Annotated in this window: 13 protein-coding genes; 12 read left to right on the forward strand and 1 reads right to left on the reverse strand. The window is 38.1% G+C overall.

Annotated elements, in window-relative coordinates; genetic code table 11:
• The first annotated feature begins 268 nt into the window (after positions 1-268).
• The 4 genes from AC0KSB_RS10845 (at position 269) to AC0KSB_RS10860 (ending at position 8,025) form a co-directional block, all read left to right on the forward strand.
• Positions 269-5,056 carry a carbohydrate binding domain-containing protein gene (locus AC0KSB_RS10845; RefSeq protein WP_472309158.1) on the forward strand — a complete coding sequence of 1,596 codons (4,788 nt, stop codon included), beginning with the start codon at positions 269-271 and terminating at the stop codon, positions 5,054-5,056.
• 295 nt (positions 5,057-5,351) lie between these two features.
• A complete protein-coding gene (locus AC0KSB_RS10850) occupies positions 5,352-5,984 on the forward strand; it encodes a phosphatidylserine decarboxylase family protein (RefSeq protein ID WP_472309160.1) in 633 nt (210 codons plus the stop codon).
• A 38-nt stretch (positions 5,985-6,022) separates the two neighbouring features.
• Positions 6,023-6,613 carry a CDP-alcohol phosphatidyltransferase family protein gene (locus AC0KSB_RS10855; protein WP_472309162.1) on the forward strand — a complete coding sequence of 197 codons (591 nt, stop codon included), beginning with the start codon at positions 6,023-6,025 and terminating at the stop codon, positions 6,611-6,613.
• A gap of 41 nt (positions 6,614-6,654) precedes the next feature.
• On the forward strand, positions 6,655-8,025 hold the full coding sequence (locus AC0KSB_RS10860; protein ID WP_472309164.1) for a putative glycoside hydrolase: 1,371 nt from the start codon (positions 6,655-6,657) through the stop codon (positions 8,023-8,025).
• 61 nt (positions 8,026-8,086) lie between these two features.
• Here the strand turns inward: AC0KSB_RS10860 and AC0KSB_RS10865 are convergent, their stop codons facing one another.
• Positions 8,087-8,944 (reverse strand): polysaccharide deacetylase family protein, encoded by an 858-nt coding sequence (locus AC0KSB_RS10865; RefSeq protein ID WP_472309166.1) that lies wholly within the window; start codon positions 8,942-8,944, stop codon positions 8,087-8,089.
• Positions 8,945-9,085: 141 nt separating this feature from the next.
• Between AC0KSB_RS10865 and AC0KSB_RS10870 the strand changes: the two genes are divergently transcribed.
• The 8 genes from AC0KSB_RS10870 (at position 9,086) to AC0KSB_RS10905 (ending at position 19,462) form a co-directional block, all read left to right on the forward strand.
• Positions 9,086-10,075: an ABC transporter ATP-binding protein gene (locus tag AC0KSB_RS10870; protein ID WP_472309168.1), complete on the forward strand. Its 990-nt coding sequence runs from the start codon at positions 9,086-9,088 to the stop codon at positions 10,073-10,075.
• Complete coding sequence (locus AC0KSB_RS10875; protein WP_472309170.1) at positions 10,072-10,869, forward strand: ABC transporter permease subunit; 798 nt, start codon at positions 10,072-10,074, stop codon at positions 10,867-10,869. The genes AC0KSB_RS10870 and AC0KSB_RS10875 overlap by 4 nt, the downstream gene beginning before the upstream one ends.
• A 242-nt stretch (positions 10,870-11,111) precedes the next feature.
• Complete coding sequence (locus AC0KSB_RS10880) at positions 11,112-12,059, forward strand: substrate-binding domain-containing protein (RefSeq protein ID WP_472309172.1); 948 nt, start codon at positions 11,112-11,114, stop codon at positions 12,057-12,059.
• 235 nt (positions 12,060-12,294) lie between these two features.
• Positions 12,295-14,028 carry a response regulator gene (locus tag AC0KSB_RS10885; RefSeq protein ID WP_472309174.1) on the forward strand — a complete coding sequence of 578 codons (1,734 nt, stop codon included), beginning with the start codon at positions 12,295-12,297 and terminating at the stop codon, positions 14,026-14,028.
• Between the two features lie 28 nt (positions 14,029-14,056).
• Complete coding sequence (locus AC0KSB_RS10890; protein ID WP_472309176.1) at positions 14,057-15,154, forward strand: sensor histidine kinase; 1,098 nt, start codon at positions 14,057-14,059, stop codon at positions 15,152-15,154.
• The gene (locus tag AC0KSB_RS10895; protein WP_472309178.1) at positions 15,126-16,718 is read left to right on the forward strand and encodes an ATP-binding cassette domain-containing protein; all 1,593 of its coding nucleotides are present in this window, start codon (positions 15,126-15,128) and stop codon (positions 16,716-16,718) included. The genes AC0KSB_RS10890 and AC0KSB_RS10895 overlap by 29 nt, the downstream gene beginning before the upstream one ends.
• Before the next feature lie 219 nt (positions 16,719-16,937).
• Positions 16,938-18,452 (forward strand): sugar ABC transporter ATP-binding protein, encoded by a 1,515-nt coding sequence (locus AC0KSB_RS10900; RefSeq protein WP_472309180.1) that lies wholly within the window; start codon positions 16,938-16,940, stop codon positions 18,450-18,452.
• Entirely contained in the window at positions 18,452-19,462 is a 1,011-nt protein-coding gene (locus AC0KSB_RS10905) for an ABC transporter permease (RefSeq protein WP_472309182.1), read from the forward strand. The genes AC0KSB_RS10900 and AC0KSB_RS10905 overlap by 1 nt, the downstream gene beginning before the upstream one ends.
• Positions 19,463-19,474 lie beyond the last annotated feature (12 nt).

Raw genomic sequence — 19,474 nt, forward strand, 5'->3', positions numbered from 1 at the left:
TGATACCAAAAATAGTAAGTGAAACATAATGCACAGAAAACAATCGACCTCAAATCGTTTAGAGGGGAAACAAATTTTTCTATAACAATTTATGGGGTAATTGAGACAATCTAAGGGTTTTTATGAAGTTTTATTAAAGAGTAACAAGGATATTTATCATTTCCGTGGTTTTAATATGGAGCCGTACACGGTGCCACAATAAGATCATTAGGAATAAGACAATTCGGGTTCTTTGAATGAGTTTACTTTTAAAAGGAGGAAAACAACAATGTCCTTAAGCAAAACTATAAAAGGCAAGAAAATGATTGCATTTTTTCTTGCTTTAGTCATGGTAGCAACAGTTGTTGCACCTTATTTAATGCCAATAGGGACTAGGGCAGCGACGCCGGGTACGATTGTTTTTGGTGCGAATTTTTATGCTGCTGCTGACGGTTTTGTGCCTAGGGGTTCTAGTGTAACCTTTGCTAACGCAAGCTTTAGCCAAACTCCGGATGCACAGTCGCTTCAGGTTTCAAACCGTACTAATTCTTTGCATGGTGCTCAGGCAGATGTAACACTTAATATTTTGCCTGGTGTTGAATACGAACTTTCTATGTGGGTACGTATGAACTCAGGTTCTGCCCAGATGAGAATCGGCTATGATATTGGTGGTATGGTTACAACTTTTAGTGGCACAAATGCAGTAAGAACAGTTACTGATGGTGCTTGGACACAACTTGTAGGCAGGGCTACATTCCCTTCTACAAATAACCCTGTAAACATATTTGTTGATACAACATCAGGAATTGGATCATTCTTCATTGATTCGGTGGCTCTTACTCAAATTGGTGAGACACCAGAAATAACTCCACCTGAGTCTGAAGGAAAAGAACTTAAGGTATACCTTGATCAAAGACGTCAACAGATTGACGGTTTTGTGCTTTCCGGTGCTTTTAGACAATTCGATCTTCTTCTAAACGGTTTTCAAGATAATGAAGAAGTCTTTTGGGAAGTGCTTGATCTGGTATTCGGACATCATACCGGTCATTACCCTGTAGGCCATCCCAAGGAAGGCCAACCGGTAGATCCGGCAGCAAAAGGTATAGGATTATCCATATGGCGAAATCAAATCGGTGATAAACCAGACTTATGGAATTACCTTTGGAGGCAGCCTGCTTCAAACGTTATGGCGGGTGGCGGTGGAAACCAAAGCTGGGGACGCTGGTTTGACTCTGCTTCTTTTAGTTTAAGACCTTTTGCTCCTAATGATCCAGACCATTTCGCTGGAATGCATCTTCCAGAGAATACCTTTAATATGGATGATGCCAGTTATCGCTGGTGGTTTGATGCCAGCTCTGATGCTGCAGTAAACTGGGATCCTGATGTGCATCCAGATCCTTTCCGCAGAACTCATATTCCTACAATTCATTTCCCATTGGGGAATCCTGCTTTCGAACGTCTCAATGACAATATAGGAATTGTCGACAACAGTGTAACTTTTGTGGGCGGACAGGCTTTGCCTGGTTGGAAAGTACGTGAAGGTGGTCCGAAAGCTAATGAGTTGTTTGATATTTTTGATTGGCCTACAGCTCCCGGCAATCAGGCAATAGTCAGCCGTTATGCTGGTCAACCGGAAGGCAAAGGCCTCTCTCCTGTGGATAGAGGACAAGTGTGGGCATCAAGAGCAGCTATGGCATATGCCGATGCTCGTGATGAAGAGATGAAAATAATGGCAGCAGCTTGGAGTGGTCCAGCGTGGCTAAAGAGTTCCGGACGTATAAACGGTGGTACTTTAGTTAATGCAGATTGGGCACTTAGAGCTTATGCTAACTTCCTGGCTGATTATGTAAAGGGATGGGAAACTATATATGGTGTGCCCGTCTGGGGACTTTCATTGTCCAATGAGCCAGAACAGGCGAATCATGTTTATTCCAAGAGCGGATGGAATACAAACTCATTTGCAACTCCTCCTGGAACTGCAGATTTCCCTATCCGTGAGCCTTTCGGTGCAGTTCCTACTACTGGCGGAATGCCAAACTGGGTACCAACAGCACCATCTTATATGCCTTTTGCCCGTGATTATTTAGGCCCGATTCTTGCACAACGAGGACTGCGCACAAAGTCTAGTGACGGTACTGTGAATGGCGTTCGTTTGCATATCGGAGATAGTCAAAGCTACGGCTCCAGTCCTGCTATTTTCCAAAGATTCTGGGGAACTGATGCCGAAAAATATGTGGATGATTATGTGTTCCACACCTATAGCTGGCAGTCTACAGACGGTGGTATGGTTAATAGTGCTGCTCTAAGAGAGTGGAAAGTACGCTCGCAGATGAATAATAGTGGTATAATCATGAGCGAAGTTTCTACAATGAGTGGTCAAAATGCTAATAACATATATGACTATCGTCTGGACGGTGTCAGAAGACAAAACGGTACACAATCCAGAAGTGATATGGGTAGTGCTATAGCTTGGGCACAGTACTGGAACAGACAGCTGTCTGTCTTGGAACTGACAGGTACAGGTCAATGGTGGGCAGTAGGATTTAAACGTCCAGAAGCTAACTGGCCGATGCTTACAGCTCCTGGCGATCAAAGTCTTGAGAATCTTATCTATATATCAAATGATGCAAGAGGTTCTGCCAATCAGCCCAATAACCCAGCGGTATACCGTGGTGGCCTTGAAGGAGCTACAGCACATCATCGTGGACTTACCGGTCCTGAATCAGAATATGGAGACTATAGTCAAGGTCTTTTCGCTGTTGGCGGCGTTGCCAATGACCTTTATCAATCATCTGGTCCAGAGGGTGGATACTACACAGGTCAAACCTTTGACTATCGTGTACACAGTGTATTCTGGGCATTAGGTCATTTCAGCAAATTTGTAAGACCTAACTGGTATCGTGTAAATCATGATCAAACACCAATAGATGAAGGCGTATTTGTTAACAATCTTAATCTTCAATCTTCAGCTTATGTAAGTCCTGAAGCAGATGAAGATGGTTACTATGACTTCTCTGTAGTTGTTATTAATGGTACAAGAGAAAATCAAACTCTTGACATTAGCTTCCCGGGATTTGAAGTAGAAAGCATTGAGCGTTGGGAAACAAGAGAAGATGTTCTTGATGCAAGTATTCAGGATCAAATTAAAGAATTACCGTTTGCAGAAACTGCCGGTTCGCCAGCAGCAAGCAATCCTGCTGGACGTCTGACTGCAACACAAGAAGCTATTCGTGCAAATTATGTACGTGGCTGGCATCAGGTAGACGGAAAATGGGTAAGAAACCGTGATAATCAAAATGCTTTAAGAGCTCCTGAAACAAGTAGAGACATTCCTAGTCATGCCGGTTCTCCTTTTGGTAATGGTATGGTATTAAAAGGTAATGTTGAAGCATGGGTAAATGGCGGAGCAGTTGAAGTTCCTTTCGCATCTATGACAACATTTGTTGGTCGTGCTAAGGCAAATACCGACTTCAGTGTTGATGCAACAAGCGAAATTCAGTTCTTCGAGTATAATGAGCTTGAAGGTGCAGCCATTTATAATAATAATGTAAATCTTACTGACCCAAGAGTTGAAACTACTCGCGTTCCAACTACAAGTAATCAGCGCCTTGAGTGGATACCTGATTTAGATAATCCAGAAACTCCTCCAACAGGTCCCCTAATGAATGGTTGGACAAATGATACTTTCGCAAGCTTTACTTTCAATAGTTTGAACTTTGGATCAGGCTTAGATGAACTTATCATTAACACTAGCGGTGGTGTGACTGGTGCAGGTGGAGGCCTGCCCGGAGGTGCAGAAGTGCTCGATGGTTCAATACCGATCAAAGTTTATATCGGCGGTGAACTTGCTACAGCACCAGATGCAGCGATGGAGGTAACAGCTGATGAAGACGATCGCGTTATCTCACTGATTAGACCATTTGCAGGTGTACAGGATGTAGTGATTGAGCTGGGTGCAGAAGATAGTCCTGTTGTTGCCCGCCTCAATACATTGACATTTGATGCAACTCCTGAAGCAGTAGTTGGCATTGAAATCTCTGATTATCCAACACAGATATATAAAGGCGATACGCTTGATTTATCTGAAATGAAAGTTCATAAAGTAACCTTTGGTGGCGATAGATACCTGTTGGAAGAAGACGAATTTGTCACTACTCCTGCAAGCGGAGAGCTTATCTTAGGTGAAGTTGGCGAGGATGTTGAAGTTGTGGTAACGCTTCTGCCTCACATGACAGTATCTACTAGTTTTGTTGTTAGTATTATTGCAGCGCCCACTACTCCAACCGAACCTACTCCTACAGAAACAACAAGTCCAACCCAACCGACAACTAAGCCGACAGAAACAACAAAACCAACTGATCCAACAACAAAGCCTACTACTCCAACCGAACCTGGCGCACAACCAACAGATCCAACTGAACCAGGTACGCAGCCTACCACTCCTTCAACACCGGCTCCTACTCAGGAAATTGGTGAAAGTGAAGTAGCAATGACAGTAGATGCACAGGATGGATTACAGGCAGTTGCCAAGATGCAAGAAGATGCATTCAGTGAAGATGTAACTCTAAGAATCCGCAGAATAAGTAATGACAGCGAAGAGGGAAGATCAGCAATAGCAACTCTGAACTCAGCAATCAGCGGTATAGAGCAGTTGTTCCTGCTGGACATTCAGGCAATAACAGCATCAGGTGCTTCAGTACAGCCTATAGATGGTAAAACAGTAAGCATCACAATGCCAATACCTGAAGGATTTGATCCAGCCAGAATAGCAGTGGCACATATCAAATCAAGCGGAGCAGTAGAGATCTTAAGAGCAACCGTAAAAGATGGTATGGTTACATTTATAACCGACAGCTTCTCAATCTTTGCGATTATGGAAATAGCAGCAGCCGATAGTGTGCCTGCACCAGGAGAAGCAGTAAAGACAGGTGAAAACAGTACATCTAATGTATACCTGATACTGCTGGGAACACTTCTGATAATGGCAGTAGGCTACAAACTATACATAGTTCGCAAACAGAAGATGGCTATAGCCGAAGGAATGAAAGAACTGGAATCTGAGACAAGTGATCAGTGACAACAGACAAGACATCATGGATAGACAATGAGTAAAGACATCATGGAAAGACAGTAAGGATAATTGGAGGATTGGGTGATTTAATAAAATAAGAACTTAATCCTCCAATTCAACAGATTTCAACAGATTTCAACAATATTGCCCGGCATTGTCATACATAACTACCGAACCCCTCGATCTTAATGGTCGGGGGGTTTAGTTTAAGTAAGGAATACTGCTCTTTAGTTAAATTAGTGCTTTAATCTGATATAATGTTGAATTGAAACATTTTTAGTTAAACATGGAGGATTTAAGTGTGGATAATTTGCCGATAGCCAAAGAGGGCTTCGTCTACATATTTTTTATGATAGGTGTAAACATAATTTTTTGTTTTATTTCTCCTTGGCTTTTGATACCTGGTGTTCTGCTTCTGTTATTCTTTGCCTATTTTTTTCGCAATCCACAACGCACCGGCTCTGAAGATCCGCTGACTTTTTTTAGTCCGGCAGATGGAACTATAATGTCAATCAAAAAAGTAAATGATTCTTTTATGGGGGGAGAAGCGCAGAAAATAACGATTTTCCTATCTGTTTTCAATGTGCATATCAATAGAGCTCCAATGTCTGCTGATATTGTGACAACAAATTATAGACCAGGGAAATTTTTGCCGGCTTTTAAATCACACGCTTCAGATATAAATGAACGCAATATGATAGGGTTTGAGAACGATAATTGCCGTTTTGTTGTGCATCAGATTACAGGTTTTGTCGCACGTAGAATAGTGTGCGATGTTGCTAAGGGAGATAAAACAAAACAAAGACAACGTATAGGAATGATTAAATTTGGTTCATGTACGGAGTTGATATTACCTTTAGAGGCAAAAGTCATCGCTGAGCCTGGACAGAAAGTAAAATGCGGTATAACACAATTGGCAAAAATAGTTCAATAAGTTAGACAAAGACTGACTTTGCCGAGATGGGGGATTTGATGCTCAGAAATAATATTCCTAACTGTATTACTTTGATGAATCTGGTATTTGGTGTTTCTGCTATTCTTATTGCAGCATCAACCGATAAAGTGAATATAGTTAATGTAGGTAATGACATAAACCTGATATATTTCAGCTGTCTTTTGGTTATGGCTGCTGCCTTGTTTGATCGTTTTGACGGTAAAATTGCTCGGAAATTAAATGCGACCAGTGAAATGGGCGAACAGCTTGATTCGCTTTGCGATCTGATTTCTTTTGGGGTCGCTCCTGCGGTAATTTCCTGGAAACTGCATTTTGCTTCAACCGAAATGTTTATGACAGGAGGTCAACTTCTCGGTTATGTGATTGTTCTTATTTTCCCTGTAGCAGGAGCTATCAGATTGGCAAGATTTAATATTCAGGAAGATAAGTCTATATTCTACGGTATCCCGATAACTCTTGCCGGTTCGGTGTTGACTCTTATAAATCTGTTAAATACTTTTTTGCTTTTGAGAGGGTCTTTTTCCCAGACAAACATTATAATATGCATGATTACTATGATGATTCTGTCTTTTTTCATGGTTAGCAAGATGAAAATATCTAAAAGATAAGTTGTAATAAATCAAAATGATTAAGGAGCTGTTGAATACTTATGTTAAAACAAAATTTTGAAAATGAATGCTTTAATTCAAAAATAGGAAACAAAAAAAGATACAAAACATTTTGGGCAATATTTTTGGTAATTGTTTTAACCTTGAGTATTTTTGCCGGATGTAAAAAAACAGATGACCAATCAGAGCAGACAACTGTTCCAACTCAGGATTCAGGCGAAGTAACAGAGACTACCACAGAAACTACTGTTCAGCCTTCTCCTGAGCCTACGCCTATTCCACCCGAAGTTCCAGAATGGCTGCTGGAAAATGATCCTTTGGTAGAGCAGTGGTTCGGTGCTTTGCCAGAGCCTGAACAGTATGTTGAGATGGAGCGTAATGAGCTTCGGGCTCTGTATATGGGAGCTGCTGCTAATCTTGATCTGGCAATTGAAATTTGCAGAACCACCGATGTTAATTCTGTTGTTATAGATTTAAAAGAATCAGATGGCATTAAGTATGCATCTAAAGTACCCCTTGCTTTGGAGATCGATGTTGTTTCGCCTGCTTATGATATAAAAAGTGTTATTGAAAAATTGCATGCAGAAGATATAAAAGTAATTGGCAGAATAGTTTGCTTTAAGGATCCGCAATTGGCGGAAGCCAGGCCTGATCTTTCAATTCAGGATGAAAACGGAAATTCTCTCCATTTTTCTCTTGAAGGAGGCAAACCTTTTGTGAATCCTTATAATCAGGAAGTTTGGCAATACAATATAGATCTGGCAATTGAGGCCATAGAGCTTGGTGTTGATGAAATACAATTTGATTATGTTCGTTTTCCTACCGGTGGCACGACATCTGGTGAAAGACCGTATTTTGGAGCAGAAGGAGAGGTTCCTACCAGGGTACAGGCAATCAATAGATTTTTACAAACTTCAGTAGTTTCTATCCAGTATGAAAGAGGAATTCCACTTGGAGCAGATGTTTTTGGCATAATTCTTAATAGTAAAATTGATGGTAACAATATAGGACAGGACTGGGAAACTGTTGGTCTTACAGGTGTGGATAATCTTTGCCCGATGATATATCCGTCACATTATGCCAATGCTTCTTCCGGACATTATACGGGTAATGGCGAAGGTACTAATCTAAATGGCATTTTATTTACGAAACCAGACCTTGAACCGTATGAGGTTATGTACCAGGCTTTAATGATAGGTAAGGAAGCGACGGAGCAAGAAGGGTATGCTGTTAACAGACCTTATTTGCAGGCTTTTACGGCGGGATACCTTCCTGCTGGCTATTATATGGAATACGGAGCCACAGAGATTAAAGCTCAGATAGACGCTATCAATGATGCCGGTTACACGGAATGGATTTGCTGGAATCCGTATGCTGTTTATCCCAAAGATGCTTTCACAGGCAACCCATGAAATATTAGTTTAATTTCATAAGTTCCGTTTAACCATCGATTAAGTTTGCTGATTAGAATTTTTAGTCATTTTCGGGCATTGAATAAGTGAAGTATACTTTTCCGGGAGCTGGATGTTCATCACCTAGCCAGGAAAGCATTTCACTTACGGTCATAAAGCGGAAGCCTCTTTCTTTAAGTCCTTTTATAATTTCCGGCATGGCAGCAATAGTTGCTTCGTTGGTATCATGCAGCAAAACGATATGTCCGTTTTGAGCTGTTTCAACGACATGATTTGAGATGTGGTCAGGGTTATCATGGTGGTTCCAGTCCTCGGGACAGCTTATCCAGTCCCAATTTATAACCGACATTCCTAATTCTCCGCTGACTCTGGCTACTTGCTCATCGTATGCTCCTGTTGGCGGCCGCATAAGCCCAGGTTGCTGCCCTGTAATATTTTTGATCAGTGAGCTTGTTGATTCGAGCTCTTCACGTATTTCTGATTCGGCAATTCCTCTCAGAACTTTGTGACTATAGCCGTGATTAGCTATTTCATGACCTTCTTCCCAGGCTCTTTTGACAAGATCCTCACGACCCATGTCTATCTGGCTGCCAAGCACAAAAAAAGTGGCTGCCACTTCTTCTTGTGCTAATAAATCCAGCAATTTTCCGGTATCACGCAAAGAAGGTCCGTCATCAAAGGTTAAAGCTATTACCGGATTATCTTCAGAAGGTTGCTCAACAATTGGATCAGGCTCTGATTCTGTTTCAGTCACCGAAGTAGTTTCTGCCGTGGTTGTTTGTGTAGTTTCAGGGACACTTTCACTAGATTCAAAGGTAGCTGTTGTTTGATTATCCGTTGACAGGCAAGCTGCTAAAGCAAAGCTCAGAACAATCAGTAATGTGAAGAAAAGTATAAATCTTTTATTTGAGCGGGGCATAATAATCTCCTGTAAAAATCATATAAATAAAGTTTATTGCGATGGGGCTATGGCAATTGTATAATTAATCCTGTGTTATGGCAATGCCAATACTTCTGCTGGCTTAAAATGTAACAAAAGACTTACACGAGGAGGATAGATATGATTGATGTTTATGATCTGACTTTAACTTATCCGAGTGGTAAAGGTGTTTTTAATCTTGATTTCTCAGTTGGCAAAGGAGAGGTAATGGGTTATCTTGGGCCTAATGGAGCAGGTAAGACTACAACTATTAGAGCACTTATGGGTTTTATGAAGCCAGAAAAAGGTAATTGCTCCATAAATGGTTTGGACTGTTTTGCTGAAGCTCCTAAAATACAGAAATCACTGGGATATATACCTGGAGAAATTGCCTTTCTGGATGGAATGAATGGTGAAGAATTTATTCGCCTGATGCAACAAATGCGAGGTGATTTTTCTCGAAAACTACAAGACAATGGTAATAATTTCAGGGTAAAAGAGCTCATGGAAATGTTTGAGCTCGATCCCAAAGGGAAAATAAAGAAATTTTCTAAGGGTATGAAACAAAAACTGGGTATAGTGGTTGCATTTATGCATGATCCCCAAGTGCTTATTCTTGACGAACCTACAAGCGGTCTTGATCCGCTCATGCAAAATCGTTTTGTTGAACTTATCCAGAAGGAAAAAGCCAGAGGGAAAACGATAATAATGTCTAGTCATAGTTTTGAAGAAGTCGAAAAAACTTGTGATAATATTCTCATCATAAAAGACGGAAAAATTATTAACAAGTCAGATGCCGGTTCTCTGAAAAGCAGGCAGTTAAGAAAATATTTCGTTAAAATTAAAAAAGACAAGAATTTGTTGATAGGTATTTTGCAGCAGTCAGATTTTAATTTTTCTGAAAGCGGCAGGGATACATTGGAGGTGAGTGTTCCAGGAGACAAAATTGACAGTTTTGTCAAAGTTCTTGCCAATGTTGAAATTAATGATCTCGATATAAGGCATCAATCTCTGGAAGATTTGTTTATGCAATTTTATGGAAAAACTGATCAATCTGAAATATCATCAAATCTAAATAATGACCCAGATACTGATATTTCAAAAAACAGTAAAGGCGGTAAATCGAAATGAGTGTTGCTCTATTTAAATCAACATTGAAAAAGAATTGGCGCATTCTTCTGATCTTTTTTGCTGTTTTGACCATGTACACTACTATCATGATTTCGATGTATGATCCTGATGATATGCAAGCCATAACCTCTATGCTGGAACTTTTCCCTGAAGATTTGATGAAAGCTATGGGTTTTTCCCAGATGGTAAATGATCTTACCAGTTATCTGGCAAGCTGGCTTTACGGTCTGCTGATGTTCGGCTTCCCTATGGTCTACTGCATTATTTTATCTAATAAACTGGTTGCAAAAAAAGTGGATAATGGTTCTTTTGCTTTTTATCTTTCCACTCCTAATTCAAGAGTTAAAATAATTGCAACTTTGGGCATATATGCTATCGCCTCGGTTGTTGTATTGTTCGCTGCTCTGTTTGCAGTAGGTGTTATATTTAGTGAAATTATGCATCCGGGATTTCTTGATATTGATATGTACCTACGGCTTAATATTACTACTATGCTGGTAAATATAGTTGTAATAATGATTGGCTTTTTCTTTTCGTGCTTTTTTAATGATAGTGCCTTCTCTACAGGCTTTGGTGCTGGAATACCGATAACAATGCTCCTGTTAAATATGCTTGGTGGAACATCAGATGATCTTTCTATGTTAAAAAACATGACCATATATGGCTGGTATGATCCGGTTGAACTTGTAGGAGGGTCAAGCGCCTGGCAGTACAATTCAATTTATTTGATGCTTTCTGTAGTTTTGTTTATAAGTGCTTTAATCGTTTTTCGCAGAAAAAAACTTCCGCTTTGATCTTTTGACTGCAAAAAAAATCTTCTTCTTTTACTTTCTCTTTGTGCTATATGCACATAAAAAACTCCTTGCATAGGCTAATGTGTCAACAAAACTTATATATGCCAAATAATTTCCACCTTTAATGAAGGTTGTTATATTGTTTGCTTATTCTGTCGTTGCTAGTCTATGTTCGTAAGCTAAATGAAGCTTACTAAATATTTATCTGTATTTCATAATTGATAAACTTGGAGGAGGAACAAATGAAGAAATTTAAAAAGTTTATGGCAGTCATTTTAAGTCTTATGCTGGTTGTTAGTTTAGCAGCAGCTTGCGGTGGCAAAAACGACAATGGTGGTTCAGAAGAAGTAGAAGAAATAAAAATGTATCTTATTACAATGGATAGTCAGGATCAACACTGGCTTGCTGTTGACCAGGGTGCTCAGGATATGGCCAATGGTTTGGCAGGTGTTGATGTTGTATTCCAATCACCTGATGTAAAAGACGGTTCAAAACAGATAGAAATTATTAATAATGCTGTTGCAGATAATGCCAAAGCTATTCTGCTTGCTGCTACTGATCCTCAGAATGTAGGACAGGCTGTTCAGAATGCAATTGATAAAGGCGTAAAAGTTATTTATGTTGATAGTCCGGCTGATGTTCCTGTAATCAATACACTTTCAACTAATAACTATAATGCAGGACAACTTGCAGGAAGAGAAATGTTAAAACATTTTGAAGCAAATGGTATAACATCGGGAGCAATTGGTATAGTAGGTGTTAGCACTGCTACAAATTCAACTGTTAATCGTGAGCAAGGTTTCATTTCACAGTTTGAAGGAACTGATTTTGAAATTCTTGAACCAATGTACGCAGACGGAGATGCCGCCCAGTCACAAGATCTGGCTGTTAATCTGATTAATGCAAATCCAGAAGTAGTAGGGATGTTTGGTTCAAATGAAGGTTCTTCAACCGGTGTTGGTAATGCAATAAAAGATACAGGAAATATTGATAATATAGTAGGTATAGGATTTGACAAATCAAATACACTGGAAACACTTGTTAATGAAGGTGCTCTAAAAGCTACAATGATTCAAAACCCATATACAATGGGATATCTTGGTGTAGCTCAGGCTTATGCAGCCGTTAAAGGCTATTCAACAGGTCCGGAAGTTATTGATACTGGTGTAGGAATGCTGCTGCCCCAATAATCCTTGTGAACCTTACTGGTAAAAATCATATAAAAGGTCGTAGTACATTTCTTGTTATAAAAATAAAAATCAATGGAAATATTAATATTTGAACTATAAAGTGCTTGCATTAGGCATAGCTGACAGGCTATGTCTGATGCTTGTTCTTGTATCACAAGGGTAAAGCAAGTATTATATTTGAACGGAAGCGTGTATTAGCACTATAGCTTGATAGTTTAAGTGCAGGGGGTACATAATGTTAAAAGTGCTTATTGCAGATGATGAGGTAAAAGTTTGTAGATTGATTAAAATGCTTGTTCCTTGGAATGATCTAGGGCTTGAAATTGTAGATGTTGTGCATAATGGTGTTGATGCACTAAAGATAATCGAACAAAAAAAACCTGATATAGCGATAACAGATATCAGGATGCCAGGCCTTGACGGAATTGCCCTTATAGAGCAGGTTAGAGAAATTTCACCAGCTACTCAGTTTGTTATTATAAGTGGTTACAGAAGATTTGATTATGCCTATAGTGCTCTAAAGTATGGTATTGAAAATTATTTGTTAAAACCAATCAATCAGGAACAGCTTGTTGATTCTCTTAAAAATTTAATTTTGAAAATAAAAAAATCTCATGACATCAATGAAATTGAATCAGGTAAATTTGGGGCGGAAAATCTTGATTTTCATGATAATGGTGGCATCTACAGATTAACTGAATCTGATTCTGGGATTGTAAAAGCAGAAAAAAATATTGAAAATCCGGCTCTGAATATGCAAAAACTGTACCCTCTTTTAAAAAGTAACAGTCTGGAGGTCGGCAGGGGGCTAGATGCATTTAATCAAGTATATAAACTTGATTTTGCTTCGCCATTTTGCCAGGTGCTTTTAATTAAATTTGATATTGCCGAGGATTTACAGACTTTGACGCAATTGGAAGAAAAAAATAACCTGCTGGCTAAAGTGGATAAAAGTATACGCCAGCATTTGAATGATAAATGCCATCAGATAATTGTTGAGTACTATAACGATTTGTTATTTGTTCTTCTAAACCCCGAAATCCCTTTGGATACAGTACAGGCAGGCTCATTAAAAGATAATCTCCAGCAAAGCCTCTGCAACTGGTTTAAAAATGCACAGTCAATTGTAAGAGAATACAGGATTGTAAAAATGACTGTGGGTGTAGGAGGACTAAAACAGCAATTGTCTCATATGCCTGAATCTTACAATAAAGCCCAGGCTGCCGTGGATCATAGAATATATGACGATATGGCGGGAAGATTTATTGAAGAGACAGATTATGAATATATTTATCTTGATAAAAAAGACTTGCTAACCGCAAACAGAATAAAAACCTTGCAAAATACAATTGAAGTTTTTGACTGTGCCGGTTTGGCAAATTGGATATGTGGATTAAAATCGGATATTATGTCACATCGCTATCTGCCTCCTGTAATTATCATAGAAATAGCATATGAGATAGGCAACATAGCAGGAAAAGCTTTTTTTAATATCTCGAAGAAGGAGGATAAATCAATCTTTAGTATTGATACTTATCAGGGCAGAATTCAAAATTCAAGCTCTATCGATAGTCTTTTCGATCAGATACAAAAGACACTTTCTGAAGCAATGAATTATCTTTATGTAGGTCTTAAAAAAGAAATTGTACGTCCGGTTAGAGAAGCCAAAATATATATAACAAATCATTTTATGCTTCCTCTTACACTGGAGGAAGTTGCAGGTCAGGTTAATTTGAACTCTGCATATTTTTCTACTCTTTTCAAAAATGAAACAGGAACAACATTCAGTGAATTTTTACAGACTACACGTATGGAAGTAGCCAAAGAGCTTCTTAAAACGAGCAACAAAAAAATAGGCGAGATTGCTGCTAGTGTCGGCTATCAGGACGCTAAATATTTTTCGAAAATATTTATAAAGGAAATGGGAATTAAGCCTTCTGAGTACAGGAAACTATATTCATATCTATAATTTTGCAGTCCGGGAATTAGGAGGAAATATGTATCTATCAAAATACAGCATATTGTTCCGAATAAAGGTTTTGCTTACTTTGCTTGGTGTTATATTATTTATACTTATGACCACTATTTTTGCCATCAATCATAATGACGGCCTCAGGCTTGATTATAGAGGCTGGATACTGATTATAGGAATTTCTTTTGCTTTTTTGCTAATTCCGCTGGTTTTTTTGTTGATATACAGGCCTTTGACACGTAATTTAGATCAAGGGATGAAATATCTTAAAGCTGGAGATTTTGATGCCAGCAAACCGGAAGAACTTGATTCTTCTTTTAGTTCTTTGCTTGAGCAGGCTCGTATTGTAACCAGATCACGTAATAATGCAATTATGCTCAAGCAGCAGGCTGAAATCTCAGCTCTTCAAAGTCAGATCAATCCTCATTTTTTGTATAATACTTTAGAAGCAATACGTAGTGAGGCTTTATTGGAGAATCAAAAAATTATTGCAGAAATGACAGAAGCCCTTTCTGCTTTTTTTCGTTACAGCATTAGTTATAAATCCCCTATCGTTCCTCTTTCAAGTGAATTAAAAAATGTTAAAGATTATTTATCCATTCAAATGTATCGTTTTCAAGATAAAATTAAGTATTCAATTAGCTATGAAGATTTAAATGATCAAGATCAGATCATGCAGGCAGTGTTGCCTATAATGACTTTGCAGCCGATTATTGAGAATTCCATTTTTCATGGTTTGGAAATGAAAGTTGGTCAAGGAGATATAATTATAAAAATTAGATGTACTGAGAAAAGACTTATAATTAATGTCGTTGACAATGGAATAGGAATGGACGAAAATCAACTTGAACAGATCCGGAGCCGACTTTATAATCATGAATTGCCTTTGAGAAACCGCAATCAGTCTGGGCAAAGAAGTGGTTTTGCGATATATAACGTTAATCGCAGGCTTAAATTATTTTTTGGTGAAGCCTATGGGATACAAGTGTATAGCACAAAAAATATAGGTACGGATGTTGAACTTACTTTACCTTTTTTGACTTATGATACACTGGATGAGCAACAAAGAAGATATATTGATGAGGATTTGCCTTTTGAACAGAGAAATTCTTCGCTTGAATAATATTGTTAAGTATCATCAGGATGTAGCTTTGCTGGATTATTTTAACCTTCAGCTCAATCAGGCTGAAATAATGGGTGTTTATTGTTCTAATTCACCTGACAAGCAATGTTTGATGTCTATTCTGCATGGAGATCAGATTCCTGATGCCGGTCGGGTTTTTTATAAGGAAAAAATGCTCCGTGCACAGGAAATGTCAGAGTTACGAGGTAAAAATATATATTTTATAGATTCTGTCTCGAATTTGATAGCAGATTTGACAGTGGCCGATAACTTTTTTTATATAAGGCGGCATGCAAAAAAATATTTTATACCAAGACAAATACTGATTGAACAATCTCAGAGATTACTCAATAATTTTAATATTAAGAATATCAAGCCAGAGCAATATGTATCTGAACTTAGTTTGCTGGACAGATACAGGATAGAACTGGTTAAATCGCAATTGATCGGCTGCAAAATAATTGTCATAGACCAAATGTTTGATGTCCTTGATGATAGAGCAATAAGCGAGATCAGGTTAGTTTTTGATTTGCTGCAAAAACAAAAAATCAGCATAATCTGTTTTAGTGGCAGCAGTAAGCTTTTATTAAACATGTGTGACCGCATAACTATAATGAAAAATGGACATACAAGAAGATTAATTGAACGATCTGAGTTTAGTCTGCATTCGCTTGACACATATTTTAATGAAGATTATTCAGAATTTACTCGAGATTTTTATCGGCAGCCGGTAGAAATAGATGAAATAATGATAAGGCAAAAAGAAGAACAAGAAGAAATAGTCAATTGGTTTGGTGACAGGATAAATGCTACATTTACTTCTGATTTTTCAGAAATTAGCTTCATAATAAAAGAGAAAAATCAGAAAAATATTTTAACTGAGTTGTTTTCAATAAAATTATTGAGAAATTTTTTGAAACAAAAAGAGAATAATGAATTTTGGCCGATAACAATTGGGCCTTTTTACTTGGATAAAAGCAAAAAAATTAGCTTATTAGACAGCAAGCGCTCTTTTATAATTTTCCTCGAACATTTTTTGGAAGATTCGGAGTCTTTTCAGGAATTTACAATGGTTCTTGACGGGAAAAGTTTTGTTGTAAAAAACAATTTGGATTTGCATAAGTTGGGTATAGCATATGTGCCTAAAGATAGAGTTTCCAGATTATATATAGAAGACCTTTCTCCTGTTCAGAATCTTTATCTTGCTAATATGAAGAAAAATAATGTACTTGCCATAGATAGAAGCAGGATGAGAAAACATATCTGGCATTCTTTTGATGAATGGTGCGAAAGTCTTGATTTAAGTAAAACTGATCTGGATTACTATAAGAAATTTTATTTGAAAATCATGATTGTATTTTATAGATGGGTATTATTTTCTCCTCGTCTTATGTTGATTGCTAGTCCTTACCATGCTCTTGATGGTTATGGACGCAAATTAATAAAGAGTATCCTGAAAAGAATTCAAAAAGACTCTATTCCTATTTTAATTATTTCTTCAAACATTGAAGAAGCCTATGATTTATCAGAAAATGTTCAGTTTATAGATCAGAACATTGTCTAGAACATTGTTGATAATGCATAATAATATTACTTTATCTATAGTAAAATGACAACGAATAAACCATTATCTAAATATTTTCCACCTTAAATGATTATTGATACATTGTTGCTATTCTTGCCAGCTGTTAGTCTATAAGTAGTTATGAGAGCTGTTTGTGATTAAAAGATATTATATTATGTTTTATAAGCAAGCAAATTAGTTAGGAGGACTTAGCAGGACATGAGTGAATATCTGGTCAAAATGACCCATGTCTCCAAATCATTTCCCGGTGTTATTGCACTGGATAATGTTAGTTTTGATTTAAAGGCTGGAGAGGTCCATGCTTTGCTTGGTGAAAATGGTGCAGGCAAGTCAACATTGATGAAGATTTTGGCAGGTGTATATCAAAATGAAGCTGGCGATATTGAAATTGCTGGTAGAAAAATTACACATTTGACACCTAAATCAGCACAAGATTTAGGTATTACAATAATACATCAGGAATTAAATATGTGTCAGCATCTTACTGTTGCTGAAAATATTTTTCTAGGACGTGAAAAAAGCAGATTGAATGTGATAGACCAAAAACATTTAAATAATGAAGCGAAAAAAGTGCTTCTGAAATTGCAGCTGGATATTGACCCAAGAGTTGATATAGGTACATTGCCTGTATCTCAACAGCAAATGGTGGAGATTGCCAGAGCTATTTCCATAAATTCAAAAGTTATTATTATGGATGAGCCAACATCTGCACTTACAGAAAGAGAAACCGAAGAATTGTTTAAAATAATTAAGTCTTTGCGGCAGAGTGGTCATGGTATAGTCTATATATCGCATAGACTGGAAGAATTAAAACATATTACAGACAGGGTTACTATTTTTCGAGATGGTAAATATGTTCTTACAAGCGATTTTAAGGATATAACAATTGATCAGATTATTTCTGGAATGGTTGGACGAGAAATAAAAGAAAAATTTCCTAAGGTAAAAACAAACCGTGGAGAATTACTGATGGAAGTTAAAGGGCTGCGCTCAGGCAAGCAGGTAGAAGATGTGAGCTTTAGCCTTTATGCAGGAGAAATTCTAGGTGTTGCCGGTCTTATGGGGGCAGGCAGAACAGAAACTGCCAGAGCCTTGGCTGGTGTGGAAAAGATAGATGATGGAGAAATATGGCTTTATGGCAAAAAAACACATATATCGTCTCCCAAAGATGCTATTCGCAAAGGCATAGTCTATGCCCCGGAGGATAGAAAGAAAGATGGTCTTTGCACGAAATTAACTGTTCGTGAAAATATAGGTTTGCCCAATATGGATATGGTTTGTAATTTCAATATTATTTCCAGAAAAAAAGAGTTGGCTCTTACAAGAAAAGCAATAGAAAATCTTAAAATTAAAACACCGTCACATAATCAGGATGTGATAAATCTTTCAGGTGGTAATCAGCAAAAAATAGTAGTTGGAAAATGGCTGGCCAGAAAAGCCAGGATTGTAATCTTTGACGAACCTACCAGAGGCATTGATGTTATGGCGAAGGTGGAAATATATAATTTGATCAACAAGTTAAAACAGCAAGGGATTGGAATAATAATGATTTCTTCTGAAATGCCTGAAGTTATGGGTATGAGTGATCGCATGATCGTCATGTGCGAAGGCAGAGTTACAAGTGAACTCGATACCGAACAAACTTCTCAGGTAGAGGTAATGCACTACGCAACACAGTATAAAGCCAAGATATTGGAAGAGGAGCAGGTATAATGAAAAAAGAAGCGAACCAGGAAAATCAATCAGGATTAGTGGGAGCGTTAAGAGGAGTCTTAGCGACAAAAGGTATGGGTCAGGTTCTTTCTGTTGCCGGTGCCCTTGTGCTTATGGTTATAATTTTTAGTATTATGAATCCAAATTTCTTCAGAGGAGAAAATATGAGCAATCTGCTTAGGCAGACTGCTCCTATTTTGATTATCGGCATAGGCCAATCATATGTTTTAATAACAGGAGGGATAGATCTCTCAATTGGTTCGGTAGTTGGTATGTCTAGCATGATCGCAGCAACTCTTATGGTTCATCATGAAGTCCCTGTTTTGCTGGCTGTATTTCTGACTATTTTGGCCTGTTGTCTGGCAGGTACGATCAATGGATTTCTTGTGTCGAAAATGAAAATGCCTCCTTTTATTGCTACACTTGGTACTATGATTGTCTGCCGAGGAATTGCACAGCTCGTTAACGGAGGACGCAACACGGATGGTCTGGCGGCATCAGGAGAAGGGTATAAGAATTTCTTTTACTATGGTAGAACTTTAGGTCTTTATAATCCCGTCTGGATTGCGCTTGTATTAGCCATTGTTTTTGGCTTCATCCTTGCTAAGACACGTACAGGACGTTACACATATGCAATCGGCAGCAACTATGAAGCTGCAAAACTCTCAGGTGTAAATGTTGTAGTTGCTCAAATGAATGTATATATTATTTCTTCATTCATGGCAAGTATCGCTGGAATGATCTTCATGGCTCAAAGTACAATGGGCTTTATGGATGCCGGAACCGGCTATGAGCTAGATGCAGTTGCTGCATCCGTTATAGGTGGTATCAGTACAATGGGTGGACAAGGAATATTGCTTGGTACGGTAATGGGCTCTCTTGTTCTTTCGATTCTAAGAAATGGGTTGACCTTTGTAGGAGCGCCGCTAGCTTTCAGAAATATAATAATAGGTGTAGTAGTAGTATTTGCTGTTCTTATTGATAGATTTGCTCGCCGTCGTAAGGCTTGATTGGGAAAATGG

This window comes from Ercella succinigenes, from assembly GCF_900002895.1.